Here is a 17,211-nt window from a genome sequence, read left to right as displayed (position 1 = left end):
GGGGCTGGGGCAGCGGCACCATCCTCGGCCTGTTCGGTGCGGCCGTCGTCATCCTGCTGGTGTGGGGCTTCTTCGAACTGCGCGTCAGCCAGCCGCTGGTGGACCTGCGCACCACCGCACGCCGTCAGGTGCTGTTCACCAACCTCGCCTCGATAGCCGTCGGCTTCGCCATGTTCGCGATGTCCCTCGTCATTCCGCAGATCCTGCAGTTGCCTGAGGCGACCGGATACGGTCTGGGCCAGTCGCTGCTCGCCGCCGGCCTGGTCATGGCGCCGTCCGGTCTGGTGATGATGGCCCTGGCCCCGGTCTCCGCGGCCGTCACCAAGGCCAAGGGCCCGAAGGTGACGCTGATGATCGGCGCGCTGATCGTGGCCGCCGGTTACGGACTGAACATCGTGCTCATGGACGAGGTCTGGCACTTCATCCTGGTGTCCTGCGTCATCGGCGCCGGTATCGGCTTCACCTACGGTTCGATGCCCGCGCTCATCATGGGCGCCGTGCCCGCGTCCGAGACGGGCGCCGCCAACAGCCTCAACACCCTGATGCGGTCCATCGGTACGTCGGTCGCCAGTGCGGTCGCCGGCGTCATCCTGGCGCAGATGACCACCACCTTCGGCGGCACCGCCCTCCCCTCCGAGGACGGCTTCAAGGCGGTCCTGGCCATCGGCGTCGGCGCCGCCCTCCTCGCCTTCGTCGTCGCCTCGTTCATCCCGCGCCAGCGTCCGCTCGCCGCCGCGGGGGAAGCACCCGCGACCGCTGCCAAAACGCCGCCGTCCGCGTCCCCGGACGGCACCGGCGCACCCGCCGTCACGACTGCCGCCGCCTCTGTCGGCGCCACTGCCGACGCGAGCGCGCCGAGTGCGTCGGTCACCCTTCCGGGGCCCCGCAAGCCCCTGGACCTCGCGACCGTCCAGGGCGACGGACGGGACGGCGGCTGGGACGACGGCTGGGACGACGGGGCGAGCGGGATACCCGTCCGCGGATACGTCCGCGGTGCGGAGAGCGCGCCCGTGTCCGGAGCCGCGGTGACGCTGATCTCGCTCGAAGGGCGGCAGCTGGGCCGGGCCGTCGCGCAGGGCGACGGCTCCTACGGCGTGCAGGCGCCGGGCGCCGGTTCGTACGTCCTGATCGCCGCCGCCGACGGCTACCAGCCGCAGGCCTCGACCGTCGTCGTGGCGGACGCGCCCGTCACGTACGACGTCCTGCTGAGCGGCACCAGCGGACTTGCCGGTGTGGTGCGGTCGGCGGACAGCGGGGTCCGGGTCGCCGGGGCCGTGGTCATCGTGACCGACGTCCGCGGGGACGTACTGGCCACCGGGGAGACGGACGCCATGGGCGAGTTCACCGTCTCGGACCTGGTGCCGGGGACGGTGACCCTCGCGGTGAACTCGCCCAAGCACCGGCCGATGGCCCTGCCCGTCGAGGTCGGCGGCGCCGGTGCCACGCGGGTCGAGGTCGAGCTTCAGCCCGGAGCACATGTGCGGGGCACGGTGCGCGGAGCGGGTGCTCCGCTGAGCGACGCGCGGGTCACGCTCGTGGACGCCGCGGGCAATGTGGTCGCCACGACGACGACCGGCATCGACGGGGCGTACGCCTTCTCCGACCTGGACAGCGGGGAGTACACGGTCATGGCGACCGGCTACCCGCCGAAGGCCACCGGGGTGACGGTCTCCGGTGGCGGGGTCGACGACCACGACATCGAACTCGCCCACGAGGGCGCTCCGCTGTAGGAGCGGTTTTGAACCTGCGGGCCGGTGGGGGCTGGTCGCGCAGTTCCCCGCGCCCCTAAGAGGCCTGCGGCCTCCTTAGGGGCCGGGCCCAACGGCAACAACTCGCACGGAAGAGAAGAGAAACGCGAATGGCACTCAGCGCATGGGTACGCACCCGGGACGGCTGGGCCGTGCCGCACGCGGTGGTCACGGTGACCGACATGACCGGCACGCAGATCCTGCGCGCCGAGGCGGACGCCGAGGGCGCCGTCAGGGACGACTCCCACCTCGAGCCCGGCTCCTACACGGCGATCGTCACCGCGGTCGGGTACGCGCCCGCCGCGTCGACGGCGCTCGTCACGGCGAGCGGCCGCGCGGAACTCGGCCACGTCGTCCTCGGCCGTCAGGCCGGGGTCGAGCTGCCCCCACCCGGTCCGTGGACCATCGACCCGGTCCACTCCTCCGTGGAGGCGGTGGCCCAGCATCTGGGCCTGTCCAGCGTGCACGGCCGCTTCACCGACTTCGGCGGGCGTATCGACATCGCCGAGGACGCCGGCAAGTCCCGCGTCGAGGCGGTCATCCGCGCGGCCTCGGTCGACACCGGCAACGACATGCGCGACGACCACCTACGGTCGCCGGACTTCCTGGATGCCGAACGGTGCCCGGAGATCACGTACCACTCGACCGGTCTCAGCCCCGCGGGACCCGACCGCTGGACCGTCCACGGCGAACTCACCCTGCACGGCGTCGTACGCCCCGTCGACCTCGACCTCGCCTACCTGGGCACGGGTCCCGACGCCTGGGGCGGGGTGCGGGCGGCGTTCCGCGCCACGACCGAGCTGCGCCGCGAGGACTTCTCGATGAACTACAACCAGGTGGTCCGGGCCGGCATCGCGGCGGTCGGCGCGACGCTGAAGGTGTCGCTGGACATCCAGGCGGTGCAGGGGGAGACCTTGCCTCAGATGTGACGGGTTGACGGGTGGACGGGTTGACCGGCGGGTGACCGTACCCTCCGGTGAACTTCCGTTGAAATCGGTGCCATTCCGCTTCTAGCGTCGGGGGTATGGGTCTCCTCCGGAAGCTGAACAAGCGCATGGGTTCCGCCGTCGGGTACGAGGTACGCAGGGTCGGCAGGTCAGATGCACCGGCGGGCGCGCGTACGACCGGCACGGCGCACGCGGCGGACGACGCCGCGGGCAGGGCCAGGTCGCCGCAGGTCGCCTTCCGTCCGCCCGAGGATCCGAAGGCCGACCGGCTGGTGCGCCGCCCGGTCTTCGTCGTCTGCCCGGTCCGCTCCGGCTCCACGCTGCTGCGACTGCTGCTCGGCGCCCACTCACGGTTGTACGCGCCGCACGAACTGCACGTCCGCCGGCTCGAGGTGCGATGTAGCGCCCGGCTCGCCGAGCGGTCCATGGGCGTACTCGGCTTGGAGCGCGGCGATCTCGAACATCTGCTGTGGGACCGTGTGTTACACCGCGAACTGGTCAAGTCGGGCAAGGACTTCATCGTCGAGAAGACGCCCAGCAACGCCTTCGCGTACCAGCGCCTGGCCGCCTGCTGGCCCGAAGCCCGCTTCCTGTTCCTGCTGCGTCACCCCGCCTCGATCGCCCGGTCCTGGTACGAGGCGGACCCGGAGAAGCGCACCCCCGAGGAGGCCGCGCTGGACGCCCTGCGCTACATGCGGGCCACCGAGCGGGCCCGCCGGGCGCTGCCCGGCCACACGGTGCGCTACGAGGAGCTGACCGCCGACCCGGAGTCCGCGCTGAAGGGGATCTGCGCCTTCCTCGGCGTCGACTTCGAGCCGGAGATGCTGGAGTACGGCACCAGGGCCGGGGACGAGCTGCGGGATCTGCAGAAGGGGCTCGGCGACTGGAAGGAGAAGATCCGCAGCGGCCGGGTCCAGCGCGGTCGGGAGCTGCCGACCGGGGACGAGATCCCGGAGCCGTTGCGGGAGATCAGCGCGGCGTGGGGTTACCTTGACGGTCGCGCGGCCGAGGCGGGAGCGCCGGCCGAGGCGGGGGCCTCGGCCGCTCACGCAGAGATCGACAAGGTGTGGACCCGGGACGGCCGGATCCGGATCACGGGCGCCCTCCATGGTGAGTCCGCGCCCCCGGACGTACGATGGCGGCTGCTGCTGGTGCCGCGCGGGGACAAGAAGCGGCGGCTCATCTACCCGGCCACGCTCGACGGCACCCGCTTCGACGCGTCCTTCCCCGTCTCCGACTTGGCGCGCGATGACGTATCCGAGCCGTCCAAGCCGTCCCAATGGGACATCCACCTCGTCACCGACACGGACGACGGCGAGGTGCGGCTGCGTGCCGGGCGGCATCTCGACGACCTGAAGGACAAGAAGAGGACGCTGGTCTTCCCGGCCCAGCGCGCCCTCCTCGACGGCGGGCACGCGGTGCTGGTCAAGCCGTACTACACGGTCAAGGACAACCTCTCCGTCGAATGCGCGGCAGACGAAGCGCGGACACCGGCAGAGGCGGGGATGACAGCAAAGGCGCGGTCCACGTCATGAGGATCCGCTACCTGCTGCTGCACGCGTACGGCACCGGCGGCACCATCCGGACCGTGTTCAACCAGGCCAACTCCATGCGGGCGGCGGGCCACGACGTGGAGCTGATCAGCGTCCTGCGCCGACGCGACCGGCCGAGGTTCCACCTGGATCCGCGGATTCCCGTCACGGTGCTCGTCGACGAACGCGACAGCGCCGGCGCCGACCGCCGCCGCGGCCGCGGTCTCCTCACCCGCCGCCGGACCCGCAGGCCGCCGCGGCACATCCCGCGGGGCGAGTTCGGCATCCAGTACTTCACCCGGTATGTCGAGGACGCTCTCGTCCGCCACCTGCGCGGCGTGCACGGCGGCGTGCTCGTGTCGACCCGCCCGGCCCTGAACATCCTCGCGGCCCGGTACGCGCCGTCCGACGTCGTCCTCGTCGCCCAGGACCACATGAACCTGAGCGTGTACAAAGCGGACGTACGCGCGGCGATCGCCCGCCACTACCCGCGCTTCGACGCCGTCGCGGTGCTCACCGACGCCGACCGCCAGGAGTACGCGCGGATCCTGCCGGGGACGCGGATCGTACGGATCCCCAACGCCGTCCACGCGGTCCGGCAGCGGCACACCACATACGCCGCCCCCATCGCCGTGGCCGCAGGCCGCCTGTTCCGGCAGAAGGGCTTCGACCTGCTGATCCTCGCCTTCAAGCAGGCCGTCGAACACCATCCGGACTGGCAGTTGCGTATCTACGGCAGCGGCGAACGGCACGACGAACTGCGCGCCCTCATCGACGAACACCACCTCTACAACCATGTCCTGCTGATGGGCACCACCGACGAACTCGACGAGGAGCTGGCCAAGGCGTCGTTCTACGTGCTCAGTTCGCGCTTCGAGGGGCTGCCGATGGTGATGATCGAGGCGATGACGCACGGACTGCCCGTGGTGAGCTTCGACTGCCCCACGGGTCCCGCCGAGGTCATCACCGACGGCAAGGACGGCCTCCTGGTCCCGCCGGAGAACGTCGACGCCCTGGCCGAAGCCATGCGCCAGCTCATGGCCGACGAGGGCCTGCGCGCGGACATGGGCGCGACGGCCGCCGTGACAGCCCGTTCGTACGCTCCTGAGGTCGTCCACCCGCAGTGGGAGCGGCTGTTCGCGGAACTCCACGAGGCGAGGAGAAGTGCCGGGCGTCTCGTGGCCTCCGTGGAGGGGCGCGTGACGTAGGCCCAGGGGCCTCGTAGGCCCAGGGGCCTGATGTCCGGCCGGCTCTGCCTCACCGTGCGGCCGGGGCGGTGGTCGCGGCGATGCGCAGGGCCTCCACCAGCTCGCGGTACAGGCTGTCCGTCGCCAGTAGCTCCTCATGGCTGCCCCGGGTGCGGATGCGGCCCGCCTCCATCACCACGATGGTGTCCGCGTCGATCACCGTCGACAGCCGGTGGGCGATCGTGACCACGGCACCCGTGCCCGCGCGGGAGCGTATGCAGTCGTGGACGGCGGCCTCGGTCAGTCCGTCGAGCTGGGCGGTCGCCTCGTCCAGGAGCAGCACGTCGGGGGTACGCAGCAGAGCGCGGGCCAGTGCGATGCGCTGGCGTTCCCCGCCCGAGACGGTCGTGGACGACAGGGGCGTGTCCAGCCCTTCGCCGAGGGCGTCGATCTTCTCGGCCAGCCGGACGTCGTGCAGGACCCGGCGCAGTTCCTCGTCCGTCGCGTCCGGGCGGGAGAGCAGCAGGTTGTCGCGGATGGTTCCGGGCACGATCGGGGTGTCCTGCTCCACGTACGCCAGCCGCGCCCGGATGTCGTCGTAGGTGTGGTCGCGGTACGGGCGGCCGTCCAGAAGCAGTTCGCCGCCCGTCGGTTCGAGGAAGCGCAGGATGAGGGAGAAGAGGGTCGTCTTGCCGGCTCCCGAGGGGCCGACGATCGCGGTGTGCCCGTACCGGGGGACGGCCAGGTCGACGCCTCGTACGGCAGGCTCGGCGTCGGGGCCGTAGGCCGCGGTGACCTGCCGCAGTTCCAGTACGGGGATGTCGTCGCGGGGGTCTGCGTCTGCGCCCGGGGCGGGGGCGGCCCTGGGCACTGGCTGGGCGGTGTCGTCGGTCCGGGGATCCGCGGACCGCAGATCACCGGACCGCAGACCGCCGGACCGCGGATCACCGGACCGCAGACCGCCGGACTGCAGACCGCCGGACCGCAGATCACCGGACCGCAGACCGCCGGACCGCGGATCACCGGACCGCAGACCGCCGGACTGCAGACCGCCGGACCGCGGATCACCGGACCGCAGACCGCCGGACTGCAGATCCTCGGTCAGCAGGTCGTCCGCCTGCAGATCCCCGGTCTGCAGATCCCCGGTCTGCAGACCCTCGGTCTGCAGATCGTCCGTCTGCCGGATGCGTTCCGCGGCGGCGATGCCGGCCTGGAGCGCGGTGAGGTTCTGGCTGAGTTCGGTGATGGGTTCCATGAGGCCGAACGCGTACAGCAGGAAGGCGATCAGGCTGGACACCTCCAGATGCCCCTCGCCGACCCGCCAGGCTCCCACGCCCAGGATCGCGATGATCGCCAGCTGGATGCCGGACCACGCGATCGTCCAGGCCAGCGCCTCGCGGCGGACCGCACGGACGCCGTACTCCGCCGAAGCGCGCGCGTCGGCCACGATCCGCTCGGCCGTGCGGTCCTCGGCGCGGCTCACCTTCACCGTCCGGATGGCGCGCAGCGTGCCCTCCAGCACGCCGCCGAGCCGTCCGATGTGCTCCTGGGCGCGCTGCTGGGCCGTGGCGATGCCGGGCATCAGGAACGCGAAGAGCACGCCGATCACCGCCACCGCCGCCACGGTGGTGCCGAGCAGTACGGGATCGAGGACGCCCATCAGGGCCAGGGTCCCCACCAGCATGATCGTGCCGTTGATCAGGCCGACCAGCGAGCCGGTGGCGGCCTCGCGCAGCAGCACCGTGTCCGAGGTGACGCGGGTGACGAGTTCGCCGGTCGGGCGCCGGGTGACGGCGGGCACGGTGGCCCGCAGGAAACGCCGCACCATCGACTCGCGGGCCTCCAGCACCACACGCTCCCCCAGCGCGCCGAGCATGGACCACTGCCAGAACCCGACGGCGCCGCCGAGCACGAGCAGCACCAGCAGGGCCACCACAGGGCCGGTCAGCGATGCCGACTCGCCCAGCGCGTCGAGCACCCACTTGGTGACCATCGGCGTGGCCAGCCCGAGCGCCGACCCCACCAGGGCCAGCAGCAGTGCCCGCACCAGTGCGGCTCGGTGCGGCCGGGCGAACGACCACAGGATGCGCAGCCGTGGCGCGGCCGCGTCCTGCCGGGTGGTTTTGGGAACAGTCATGCCACCGAGTGGAACACCGATGTTCCACTAAGGGCAAGCGAGTTTCGGTCCGGAATGACGCGCTACCGTATGTGCATGGGTGACGTGCGCATGGGTGACGGCCGCACCGCGGTGACCGAGAGCGGGACGCGGGCGCGAACACGGCGCGCCATCCTGGACGCCGCCGTCAAACTGCTGTCCACCGACCAGGCCGCGTCGCTCGCCGACGTCGCGGCGGCCGCCGGGGTGGGGCGCACCACCGTCCACCGCTACTTCCCCGAACGGTCCGACCTGCTGGCCGCCATCGGCGCGGACGTCCTCGACAGCGTCGCGGTGGCCGCCGAGCGGGCCCGGCTCGACGACGGCCCTGCCCCCAAGGCCCTGGAGCGGCTCTGCCAGGAGTACTTCGAACTCGGCGACCGCCTCATGCTGCTGTTCGACATGCCGCAGTTCAGGAACTGGTCAGGCTGGGACGAGGAGACCCCCGCCGACAAGACACTGCTGCGCGTGATCCGACGCGGCCAGGCGGACGGCACCCTCGATCCCGAACCGGACGCCCACTGGATCCAGAACGTCCTGTGGGCCCTCCTCTACACGGCCTGGGAACAGGCCCGCGACTACAAAACCCCCAAGCACACCGCCCTGACCATGTGCCTCCACACACTCCGCAAGGCCGTCGCACCCTGAGCGACCCGCAGCCGAGAAACGACCTCACCGACTCACTTGACCCTGCTGGGTCGTGTCGGCGGGCTCAGCCCCGGCCGGCAACAGCTCGTACAGCTGGATGGCTTCCCGCAGGCGCTTCGTCGCCGGATCGCGGTTGTGCCGTGCGCGCGAGAACGGCCATGACGAGGATCAGCGCGAGAGGTGCGGCGTAGCTGCTCGACCGCTCTATGACCTCGAAGCCCGCCCCGCGCGCTCCGCTCGTCACGTAGAGCATCTCCGTCGCGATCTTCCAGGCGCACACGAAGAGGAGCACGCTGGTCATGGGCACGGCCGCCAGCACGAGCACGCCGAGCGCGATCTCGAACCAGCCCACGGCGTTGCTCACGACGCTGGGGTCGTCCACCAGGGAGGTCAGGCCGATCGACTCGTACTGCTCGGTCAGGATCGGCTTGTGGTCGAAGACTCCGTAGCCGCCGTGTCCGATCAGGAAGGCGCCGATGATCACCCGGAGGCCCCAGGCGAACGACCGCGCCCGTTGCCGCGTCAGGTAGGGGATCGTGCGGATCTTCTCGAGCCATTCACCGCGGGAGGCGCCCAGGCCGCAGAGCAGGAGCAGTACGAGGGGTATGCCGAAGTTGTAGGAGCGTTCGACGACCTCCCACCACGACTCGCCGCTCAGGGGGCGCAGCACGGCGGTGAACAGGCCCCAGAACGCCATGTACGCCAGGGGGGCACGCGTGGGGCGGACCAGCACGAGAAGCCCGAGCGTGATGTCGACCATCCCGGTCAGCGGCATCAGTACCCAGGCAGCTGACGGGGGGATGCCGAACACGGCGTAGTAGCTGAGCCAGGCCTCCTTGCCCATGATTCCGAAGGCCCCGTGTCCGATGAACTCGCACGCGATGGCGATGCGCAGAATCCAATGGATCTTCCACTCCGGCGGGCGGGCTCTGAACGCCTCCGCCCGGCGGCCGGTGTTTTCTACGGTCCTGGGGATACGGAGTCCGATGGTGTCCATGATGCAGATTCCTGGATGAGGTGGGTCCTCAGTGCGAACACGCGTGGGGGGAGCAAGACGGTGATCAGATGGATCACCTCAACGGGCAATCCTGGCGTTCGACCGGATACCGAGGCGTGGCCACGTCCATTGCCGATCACGTGGGACTCGCTTGTGGCCTCAAGCTAAAGCCGCCCCAGGGCGGGAACATCGGGCAGCCCACCCCAGTTTTGGCCGGTATGACCCCAGATACTTACCGTCATGATCCGGTTACGAGTACATACGAGTGCTGGGAGTACTAGGAGCCGAGCTTGCGCAGCGCCTCGGCCCGGCTGTGGACTCCGAGCTTCTGCAAGATCGCGGTGACGTGGTGGCTGACGGTCTTGGGAGTGATGAACAGCCGGGCTGCGATGTCGGGCCCGGACAGCCCTTCCCTCAGCAGATCGACGATCTCCTGCTCGCGGGCGGTCAAGCCGTACTGGTGGGCCCGCGCGATGGTGCGCGGACCGCGCGTTCCCAGCCGGACACCCAACTCCTTCAGCCGGACCCGGCCACGGACGACAGCGGCCCGGGCGCCGAGGGCATCAAAGGTGGCCACGGCCTTCGCCACCGCCTCCGCGTCACCCGCGAGCTGTGCCAGCGCCGCGTCGTACGCGCAGCCGAGCCGCTGCCATGCCGTGACCGCGGCGGCCCAGTCTCCGGACAGCTCCAGCGCGAACGGCCCCGCGGCCGGCCCGGGGGGCGGCCGTCCGCCGGCCAATCGGATCCATCGGGCGCAGGCGCCGACCGCCCAGGGATCGCAGCTCTGGCCGACGGCAGGCAGCCCGCGGCTCGCCTCGGCGATCGCCGACGCGTCGTCTCCTGCCAGCCAGGCCGCTTCGGCCCGGGCCTCCCATACCGGTCCCATCCGGACCAGGTCACTCGGCTCGCCGAGGGTCGCGGCCTCGTCGAGCAGTGGACGGACCTCAGGGTCTCCCCGCCGGACGCGGACGAGGGCAAGTGCGAGCAAGGGGAAAATTCGGCTCACGGGTGGCAGCGACCGCAAGCGGAGCACCGCCGTGGCCTCCTCTGCGGCCTCCTCCCACGCGCCCTGGTGGACCAGGCCCATCGCCCGGGCCCCGCGGAGGTAGTCGAGGAACATATCGAGGTCGTAGTGCCGACAGAAGGCGACGGCCCGCCGGTCGTAGTCCCTCGCCCGATCGAAGTCGCGGTGGACCATGGCGACCGCCGAGATGACCGGGCCGAACATCCCGGCATGCTCGACCAGTTGTCGCGCCGCGGCCTGCTGCCAGACTTCCTCGAGTTCCTCCCACCCGTGGTCCTGACTCAGCACGGTGGCAATCGCCGCGTGGAACCGCGCGCGCAAGACCAGACCCGCGTCACCGATGTGCCGGCCCACCTCGATGGCCCGCTCGGCGTGGGCGGCCGTCGTCGCCACGTCGCAGTCGAAGCCGGCCTGCTCGGCGACATTGACGTAGGCCCGTCCCAGCTCCGGCGTCGGCCCAGCATGCCCCAGCAGCCGGACCGCCTCGATTCCGCGTTCTCGCGCCTCCCGGTTCCGGCTGAGCAACCAGAGCATGTACGAGCACCAGCGCAGGTCGTCTCCCTCGTGCAGCAGATCGCCCATCGCGTGCCGAAGCCGCCCGGCCGTCTCCCATGACTCGACAGCGTCCGGGACCAGACCGGTCATGTAGGAGGCGTAGGCGTGCCCCTCCAGCAACGTCGCCCGCTGCGCCTGAGGGGCGGCACCGGCGTGGCGCAGCGCCCGGGCGAACTGCGCTGCCGCCTCGCGGTGGGCGGTCAGCCTCGACGCGTGCGCCGCCGCGGCGGGCGCGTACTTCAGGACTGCTTCCGCATCACCCGCCTCATCCGCGTGGTAGGCCAGACGGGACAGGTCCGGGGCCGAGCCGTCGGTGGGCGCCCGCAACGCGTTCAGAACCAGCGCGTGGAGCCGTCGCCGACGGATCGCCGGGATGGAGTCCAGGACCGCGGCCCTGGCCAGCTCGTGCCGAAACGCCAACTGGGTCGATTCGGCCTCCAGCACGCCGGCGGTGAGCACCTCGTCGACCGCGGTCTCGGCGTTCGCCACGATGCTGCCGAGCAGATCGACCGGGGCGCTGGTCCCGACCACGGCCGCGGCCTCCACCACATCGCGCGCGTGCGCCGGCAGCCGGCCCAACCGGCCGATCACCGCCTCGCGCACCGTCACGGGGATGCCGGGTTCCGAGGCGGCCAGCACCTCGGTGACGAAGAACGGGTTGCCCTCCGTGATCGCGTACAGCGCAGCCGGATCGTGTGGTCTCCGGACCGCCAGCCGGGCGACCGCGGAGCGACTCAGCGGCTCCAGGTCGTACCGGGCCAGCGCCGGGCAGCCGGCCAGGTCGCCCAGTACAACGGACAGCGGGTGCAGCGGCCCCACCTCGTCGTCGCGGTAGGTGACCACCACCAACGCCGGTAGCTCGCCGATCCGCCTGCCCACAAAGCGCAGCAGATCCAGCGTGGCCGCATCCGCCCAGTGCACATCCTCGAAGACCAAGAGGGTCACAGGACCGCCGCTGAGCTCGTCCAACAACGCCCGGAAGACCACATTGGGGCCGCTGGTCCCGCTGAGCGCTGCCTCCAGTGCCTCCTTCACCACCGTGCCCAAGCCGGAGGCGATGTCCATCAGCGGGCCCAGTGGGGGCGGTGTACTCAACGGATCGCAGCTGCCGACCAGCACCCGCGTCTCGGCATCGACCTGCTCACAGAAGCGACGGACCACCGCGCTCTTACCGATTCCGGCCTCGCCCCGCAGCAGCACCAAGCGGCCGTCGCCCCGATCGGCCTGCCCCAGATGGCCGGCCAGCTTGGCAAGAACCCACTCCCGCTCCACGAGGTTCACACTGGTCAGTCTCCCCGCCGTAGGACCCACCTGCCACTTCGAACCCTTCCGGAACAGGGCCTCCTTGACCCTCGGGTTGCCCCTGCGTCACGTGGCCGACGGTCGCGGCTGCTCCGGCGGGACCGACCCCTCGGCGAGCGCCATCCACTGGTCGAGGTCGGCCTGCGTGAACTCTGTCCATGGCGGAATCTCAGGCAGCCGCCGGAGAAGGTCGAACGCCTCCGCGATCTGTGGCCGGCGAAGCACCGGCGTGTGACAGCCGGCGATGACCTCGGGGTCCAGCCCCTGGAAGTAGTCCACCACTGCCCCGAACTTCTGGCCGTCCAGCAAAGCGACCCAGGGCGAGACCAGACGCCCGCCGAAGAATTGCCCGTCGCGAAATTCCTCCGCGGAGAGGTCGGCGATTTCAGGTATGGGAGCAGGCACGTTCGTCGCGAAGGTGTCCACCGCCCACAGGACATTGGTCTTCGAGTCGAAAAGGGCGCGCGTTGTGGGGTTGTCGTACAACGGCGGCCGTTTGGCAACCAGCGTTCGGTCACCCACATCGATCGTATCGCCGTCGATCATGAAACGGCACCGGTTGACCGGCGTCTCCCATTCCTCGGCCATGCGCCCGATGGAAAACCAGGTCGTCAGCAGTGTCGCGTTCGGGCATTCGGCGAGAACCGCCAGGAGGTTGCCGGCATGGTCACGGTCGTCGTGAGTGAGGAAGATCCACCGCACGTCCAACGGATCCACCACGGACCATGCGGCCTCCAGCCACTGTGCCCGTACCGCCGGTGCCCCGGTGTCCACGAGCACCGGCTCGGCTCCCCGGATCACCATCGAATTCATCGGGAAGTGGCCGACCGGCGGGGCTTCCAGGGCCCACGGAATGACGAATGTCTCCTCGGCGATCCGATAGGGCTGCAGAAGATTGAAAGTTTCCATGGTTGTCATCGCTGCTCCCCTTAGAACGGAGTTCGGCAGCAGCACCGTGAATCCAGTCCAGCCCCAGGGCACGCCATCGTCAAACGCAGGGCACCAGTTTCCTATTTTCGGCCTGCCTCCCGGTCACGCCGTCACGCGGGCGAAGCGAAGGGTGGTCGTGACGGTGGCCAGGCCGCGCAGCATGCCCAGCTGGTCCCAGCTCATGCCGAACTCGGCCCGGTCGACGGTCAGTTCCGCGGTCAGAGTGATCGCGTCGGCTGTCGAGTCGGTGACGCGCGCGGTGGTGGACTGGGGGCGGCTGATGCCGCGGACGGTCAGTTGACCGGAGACCTCGACGGTGTCGTCCGTACCCGGGACGGCGCTGCGTACGGCGAAGGTGATGGCCGGGTGCCGGTCCGTGTCGAAGAAGTCGGCGGAGCGCAGATGCTTGTCGCGCTTGGCGTGCTTGGTGTCCAGGGATGCGGCGTCGAGGGTCACCGTGCCGCTGGCGGAGCCGTCGGGACGGACTTCGCCGTCACCGGTGGCTCCGGTGAACGTGCCCTTCACGGTGACCATGCCCCACATCGTCTTGTGCCGGAAGGCGACGGTGGAGCGGGCGGGGTCGAGCTGCCAGAGGCCGGTTTCGACTGCGACAGACATGAGGATTCTCCTGACGGGCAGGGGGGACGCGAGTGGTCCAAAAACGCGACCGCGACCCATCGGGCGAGGACGGTCTGTTGCCGGACGAGTTGCGGGCCTGGATGCACCTGCTGGCCGCGGCCGGGGCGATCGAGCAACAGCTGCGTGCTCGCGTCAAGGACGCGCTCGGGGTCTCGCACGACGAGTTCCTCGTGCTGTGTCTGCTGGCCGACCAGCCCGGAGCCGGCCTGCGGATGACAAGGATCGCGGAGCTTCTGGGCCGCCCGAAGACGCGGCTGACCTATCAGGTCGCCTGTCTCCAGCACGCCGGGCTGATCTCCCGGCAGTCGGTCTGCGGCGACAAACGCGGCATCGAGGTGACGCTCACCGAGAAGGCACGGCGGTTGCTGAGCGAGGCCTCGGCCCCACTGGCGGACGCCGTCACCGACGCCGTCGCCCGCACACTCGGCCCCCGGCAACGCCAGGCGTTGCGCGACCTGCTCCCGGGCACACGGGACGCCGACTGGTAGACGGGCGTGTCGCACATGTGGCCGATTTGAGCCACTCGCGACCGAAGAAATGCCTGGTCACGGCTGTGAGAGGTGTCCCGGACCTGTCGGATCGAACGCCACTTGTCGCAGGATGTAAGCCGCAGGATGTACCGCAGGATGTAAGCGGCAGGACAAAGGACATCAGGAGGGCATCCCCCCGTGACCCAGCACCCCCGACAACCACCCCTCGCCGGCGTCACCGTCGTCAGCGTCGAGCAGGCCGTGGCAGCCCCCTTCGCCACCCGCCAGCTGGCCGATCTCGGGGCGCGGGTCATCAAGGTGGAGCGGCCGGGGGAGGGGGACTTCGCGCGGCGGTACGACACCACCGTCGACGGCGAGTCAAGCTATTTCGTCTGGCTCAACCGGTCCAAGGAGTCCCTGACGCTGGACCTGAAGTCGGTCCGAGGGCGGGCGATCCTGGAGCAACTCCTCGGCGGAGCCGATGTGTTCATGCAGAATCTCGCCCCCGGCGCCGCCACCCGGCTGGGACTCGGCGCGGAGGAACTGGCCGAGCGGCACCCGTCGCTCATCCCCTGCTCCATATCCGGCTACGGGACCAGCGGGCCGTGGGCCGGACGCAAGGCGTACGACCTGCTTGTGCAGTGCCAGACCGGGCTTGTCTCGCTGACCGGGAACGAGTACGGAGCGGCCCGCGCGGGGGTGTCGGTCGCCGATATCGCCGCGGGGATGTACGCGTACTCGGGGGTCCTCACCGCCCTCTACACGCGGGCGACCACCGGGGTCGCCCGCGCGGTGGAGGTGTCCCTCTTCGAGGCGCTGGCCGAGTGGATGAGCCAGCCCGCCTACTACACCCGCCACGGCGGAGCCCAGCCGCCACGGATCGGCACACAGCACGCCACCATCGCCCCATACGGCGCGTTCACCGCGGCCGATGGCAAGGACGTGCTGTTCTCGATCCAGAACGAGCGCGAGTGGGTGGCGTTGTGCGAGCGCTTCCTGGAGCGTCCGGAGCTCGTCGACGATCCGCGGTTCGCGACCGGGTCCGACCGGGTCTCCCACCGGGACGAGCTCAACGCCATCGTGGCCGAGCGGTTCGGCCGGTCGGACAGCCGCGAGGTGGAGAAACTGCTGGACGAGGCGGGTATCGCGAACGCCGGGGTCAATGACGTCGAGGAGTTCCTCGCCCATCCCGTGCTCAGCGCACGGGACCGCTGGCGCGACGTACGGATTCCCGGTGGCGGTGCGGTGCCGGCGCTCCTGCCGCCGGTGGACCTGGCCGGCACCGCTCCCCGTATGGACCCCGTCCCCGCCGTCGGCGAGCACACCGAACGGATCCTGGCCGAACTGGGCCACAGCGCGGCGGACATCGACGCCCTCCGCTCCGCCAAGGTCATCTGACGAGCCCGCCCCAGCCACAGCCCTAGCCCTAGCCCCAGCCACAGACGTCAGCCCCATCCGTCGGGCCCACCCATCAGCCCCAGACGTCAGTCGCAGTAGACGTCCCGCCCCGGCCTCTCCCCCGTCGCCAGGAAGTGGGAGACCGTCCGGTCGCCGCACTCGTTGCCGTTGGCCAGGTAGGCCTTGTGGCCGGTGGAGTTCACGGTCACCATCGTGGCGCGCTTGCCGAAGGCGCTACGGAGCTTCAGGGCGCCGCTCAGCGGCGTGGCGACGTCCCGCTCGTTCTGGACGAGCAGGATGTTGGAGGGGCCGCGGCCGGTGATGCGTACCGGCGCCTCCTTCGGCTCGTACGGCCAGGCGGCGCAGACCATCGCGTTCCTCGGCATCCCCGCGGTCAGCGGGTACTTGGCACGGCTTTCGTCGACGCCTTTCTGATATACGGCGGTCGACTTGGGCCACGCGGCGTCGTTGCAGATGGTGGCGGCCGAGACCGCGGTGACGTTCTGCTGGACCGAGTCGGACGGCGCCGGAGGCGCGGGCGGTACCGTCCCCTTCCGCGCGGCCAGGATCAACTTGGCCAGGGTGGGGTAGTCGTCGGGGTCGGCGAAGGTGTCCAGCATGGTCTGGCGCAGGACGTTGCCGTTCAGCTCCTCCGGGTTGGCTCCCGGCCAGGGGATGGGCTCGCGATCGAGGCGGGCGGCGAGCCGCAGGAACAGGGGCCGCACCTCGGCCGCCGTCCTGGCCACCCGGTCCGGATTGCCGGGCGCCGACGCCCACTTGGCGAACTCGGGGAAGTTGTCCTCCACGCCGTTCTCGTACGCGGCGAGCCAGGCACGCTGCACCCCTACGGGGTCGGGGTTGTCGTTGCTGTCCAGCACGATGCGGTCGGTGCGGTGCGGGAACAGCTGGCTGTAGACGGCGCCGACGTACGTCCCGTACGAGACACCCCACGCCGAGAGCTTGCGTTCGCCGAGCGCGGCCCGGATGCGGTCGATGTCGCGGGCCTCGTTGGCGGTGCTGATGTGCCGCATCAGCTCGCCGCCGTTGCGGGCGCAGGCGTCCGAGAGTCGCTGGGCGTTGACCATGTTCTCCGTGACGGAGCCGTCGGGGGCGGGCCAGGGCCGCAGCTTCGAGAGGGCGAGGTCGCCGTGTTCCGCGCCGCAGCTGACCGGGGCGGAACGGCCGACCCCGCGGGGGTCGAAACCGATCAGGTCGAACCTGTCCCGCACGTCCTGCGGCAGCTTCTGCCCCTTGTCAGAAGGATTGCCGAGGCTGCTGCCGCCGGGACCGCCGGGGATCAGCAGCAGCACGCCGCGGCGTGCCTCCGGCTTCTCGCTGGGGATGCGGGAGACGGCGATGCCGATCTTCTTGCCGTCAGGATCGGCGTAGTCCATCGGAACTTCGACGGTCGCGCACTCCTGCCGCGGGTCGAGCCCGCTGCCCTCGCACTTCGTCCAGTCGAGCGCCTTGGGAGGAGCGGAGGTCGAGGCCGACGCCGTGATCGGTGCGGTGAGGCCGACGACGGCGGCGGAGACGACGATCAGGGCTGCGTTTCGCTTGGTCTTCGTCATGCACACGATCTTTGCCGCCCACGCGCGCCCGCCATATCCTGCCAACCGCCCGATGTTCAGGGGGGTTTACCCCCTGTTGCCCTCCGGCGGGTGGGGCGCCTTCGGGGG

Annotated in this window: 13 protein-coding genes; 7 read left to right on the top strand and 6 right to left on the bottom strand. The window is 70.5% G+C overall.

Annotated features, from left to right (window positions below; genetic code table 11):
• The 4 genes from G5C60_RS40665 to G5C60_RS40650 all read left to right on the top strand — a co-directional run.
• On the top strand, positions 1-1,730 hold a 1,730-nt coding region (locus tag G5C60_RS40665), incomplete at its 5' end, for an MFS transporter (RefSeq protein ID WP_165267453.1).
• Between the two features lie 128 nt (positions 1,731-1,858).
• A complete protein-coding gene (locus G5C60_RS40660) occupies positions 1,859-2,677 on the top strand; it encodes a YceI family protein (protein ID WP_165267451.1) in 819 nt (272 codons plus the stop codon).
• Between the two features lie 95 nt (positions 2,678-2,772).
• Entirely contained in the window at positions 2,773-4,230 is a 1,458-nt protein-coding gene (locus G5C60_RS40655) for a sulfotransferase family protein (protein WP_165267449.1), read from the top strand.
• Positions 4,227-5,435 carry a glycosyltransferase family 4 protein gene (locus tag G5C60_RS40650; protein WP_165267447.1) on the top strand — a complete coding sequence of 403 codons (1,209 nt, stop codon included), beginning with the start codon at positions 4,227-4,229 and terminating at the stop codon, positions 5,433-5,435. Before G5C60_RS40655 ends, G5C60_RS40650 begins: the two co-directional genes overlap by 4 nt.
• Positions 5,436-5,484: 49 nt before the next feature.
• Here the strand turns inward: G5C60_RS40650 and G5C60_RS52680 are convergent, their stop codons facing one another.
• The gene (locus G5C60_RS52680; protein ID WP_241267431.1) at positions 5,485-7,551 is read right to left on the bottom strand and encodes an ABC transporter ATP-binding protein; all 2,067 of its coding nucleotides are present in this window, start codon (positions 7,549-7,551) and stop codon (positions 5,485-5,487) included.
• Positions 7,552-7,626: 75 nt separating this feature from the next.
• Between G5C60_RS52680 and G5C60_RS40635 the strand changes: the two genes are divergently transcribed.
• On the top strand, positions 7,627-8,217 hold the full coding sequence (locus G5C60_RS40635; protein WP_241267430.1) for a TetR/AcrR family transcriptional regulator: 591 nt from the start codon (positions 7,627-7,629) through the stop codon (positions 8,215-8,217).
• Between the two features lie 64 nt (positions 8,218-8,281).
• Here G5C60_RS40635 and G5C60_RS40630 read toward each other — a convergent pair whose 3' ends face one another.
• From G5C60_RS40630 to G5C60_RS40615, 4 genes are all read right to left on the bottom strand, one after another.
• On the bottom strand, positions 8,282-9,214 hold the full coding sequence (locus G5C60_RS40630) for a hypothetical protein (RefSeq protein WP_165267445.1): 933 nt from the start codon (positions 9,212-9,214) through the stop codon (positions 8,282-8,284).
• A gap of 277 nt (positions 9,215-9,491) precedes the next feature.
• Positions 9,492-12,074, bottom strand: coding sequence for an ATP-binding protein (locus G5C60_RS40625; RefSeq protein ID WP_338146067.1), 2,583 nt, complete (start codon positions 12,072-12,074; stop codon positions 9,492-9,494).
• An 87-nt stretch (positions 12,075-12,161) separates the two neighbouring features.
• Positions 12,162-13,013 (bottom strand): MBL fold metallo-hydrolase, encoded by an 852-nt coding sequence (locus G5C60_RS40620; protein WP_241267429.1) that lies wholly within the window; start codon positions 13,011-13,013, stop codon positions 12,162-12,164.
• Positions 13,014-13,127: 114 nt separating this feature from the next.
• Entirely contained in the window at positions 13,128-13,643 is a 516-nt protein-coding gene (locus G5C60_RS40615) for a YceI family protein (protein WP_165267443.1), read from the bottom strand.
• A 101-nt stretch (positions 13,644-13,744) separates the two neighbouring features.
• On the opposite strand from G5C60_RS40615, the gene G5C60_RS40610 reads away from it, so the two are divergent.
• Positions 13,745-14,152 carry a MarR family winged helix-turn-helix transcriptional regulator gene (locus G5C60_RS40610; protein WP_165267455.1) on the top strand — a complete coding sequence of 136 codons (408 nt, stop codon included), beginning with the start codon at positions 13,745-13,747 and terminating at the stop codon, positions 14,150-14,152.
• A gap of 180 nt (positions 14,153-14,332) precedes the next feature.
• Entirely contained in the window at positions 14,333-15,532 is a 1,200-nt protein-coding gene (locus tag G5C60_RS40605) for a CoA transferase (protein ID WP_165267441.1), read from the top strand.
• 86 nt (positions 15,533-15,618) lie between these two features.
• Here G5C60_RS40605 and G5C60_RS40600 read toward each other — a convergent pair whose 3' ends face one another.
• The gene (locus tag G5C60_RS40600; RefSeq protein ID WP_165267439.1) at positions 15,619-17,103 is read right to left on the bottom strand and encodes an alpha/beta hydrolase; all 1,485 of its coding nucleotides are present in this window, start codon (positions 17,101-17,103) and stop codon (positions 15,619-15,621) included.
• Between the last annotated feature and the right edge of the window lie 108 nt (positions 17,104-17,211).

It is taken from the genome of Streptomyces scabichelini, assembly GCF_011045015.1.
GTDB classification, from domain to species: Bacteria; Actinomycetota; Actinomycetes; order Streptomycetales; family Streptomycetaceae; genus Streptomyces; species Streptomyces scabichelini.
Note: the sequence above shows the minus strand (reverse complement) of the source record. Positions and strands in the feature narration are given on the sequence as shown.

Excerpts from the sequence above, each read along its gene's own strand:
- G5C60_RS40660 (WP_165267451.1), top strand. The coding sequence starts at position 1,859 with ATGGCACTCAGCGCATGGGTACGCACCCGGGACGGCTGGGCCGTGCCG.
- G5C60_RS40655 (WP_165267449.1), top strand. The coding sequence starts at position 2,773 with ATGGGTCTCCTCCGGAAGCTGAACAAGCGCATGGGTTCCGCCGTCGGG.
- G5C60_RS40650 (WP_165267447.1), top strand. The coding sequence starts at position 4,227 with ATGAGGATCCGCTACCTGCTGCTGCACGCGTACGGCACCGGCGGCACC.
- G5C60_RS52680 (WP_241267431.1), bottom strand. The coding sequence starts at position 7,551 with ATGACTGTTCCCAAAACCACCCGGCAGGACGCGGCCGCGCCACGGCTG.
- G5C60_RS40635 (WP_241267430.1), top strand. The coding sequence starts at position 7,627 with ATGGGTGACGTGCGCATGGGTGACGGCCGCACCGCGGTGACCGAGAGC.
- G5C60_RS40630 (WP_165267445.1), bottom strand. The coding sequence starts at position 9,214 with ATGGACACCATCGGACTCCGTATCCCCAGGACCGTAGAAAACACCGGC.
- G5C60_RS40620 (WP_241267429.1), bottom strand. The coding sequence starts at position 13,013 with ATGACAACCATGGAAACTTTCAATCTTCTGCAGCCCTATCGGATCGCC.
- G5C60_RS40615 (WP_165267443.1), bottom strand. The coding sequence starts at position 13,643 with ATGTCTGTCGCAGTCGAAACCGGCCTCTGGCAGCTCGACCCCGCCCGC.
- G5C60_RS40610 (WP_165267455.1), top strand. The coding sequence starts at position 13,745 with ATGCACCTGCTGGCCGCGGCCGGGGCGATCGAGCAACAGCTGCGTGCT.
- G5C60_RS40600 (WP_165267439.1), bottom strand. The coding sequence starts at position 17,103 with ATGACGAAGACCAAGCGAAACGCAGCCCTGATCGTCGTCTCCGCCGCC.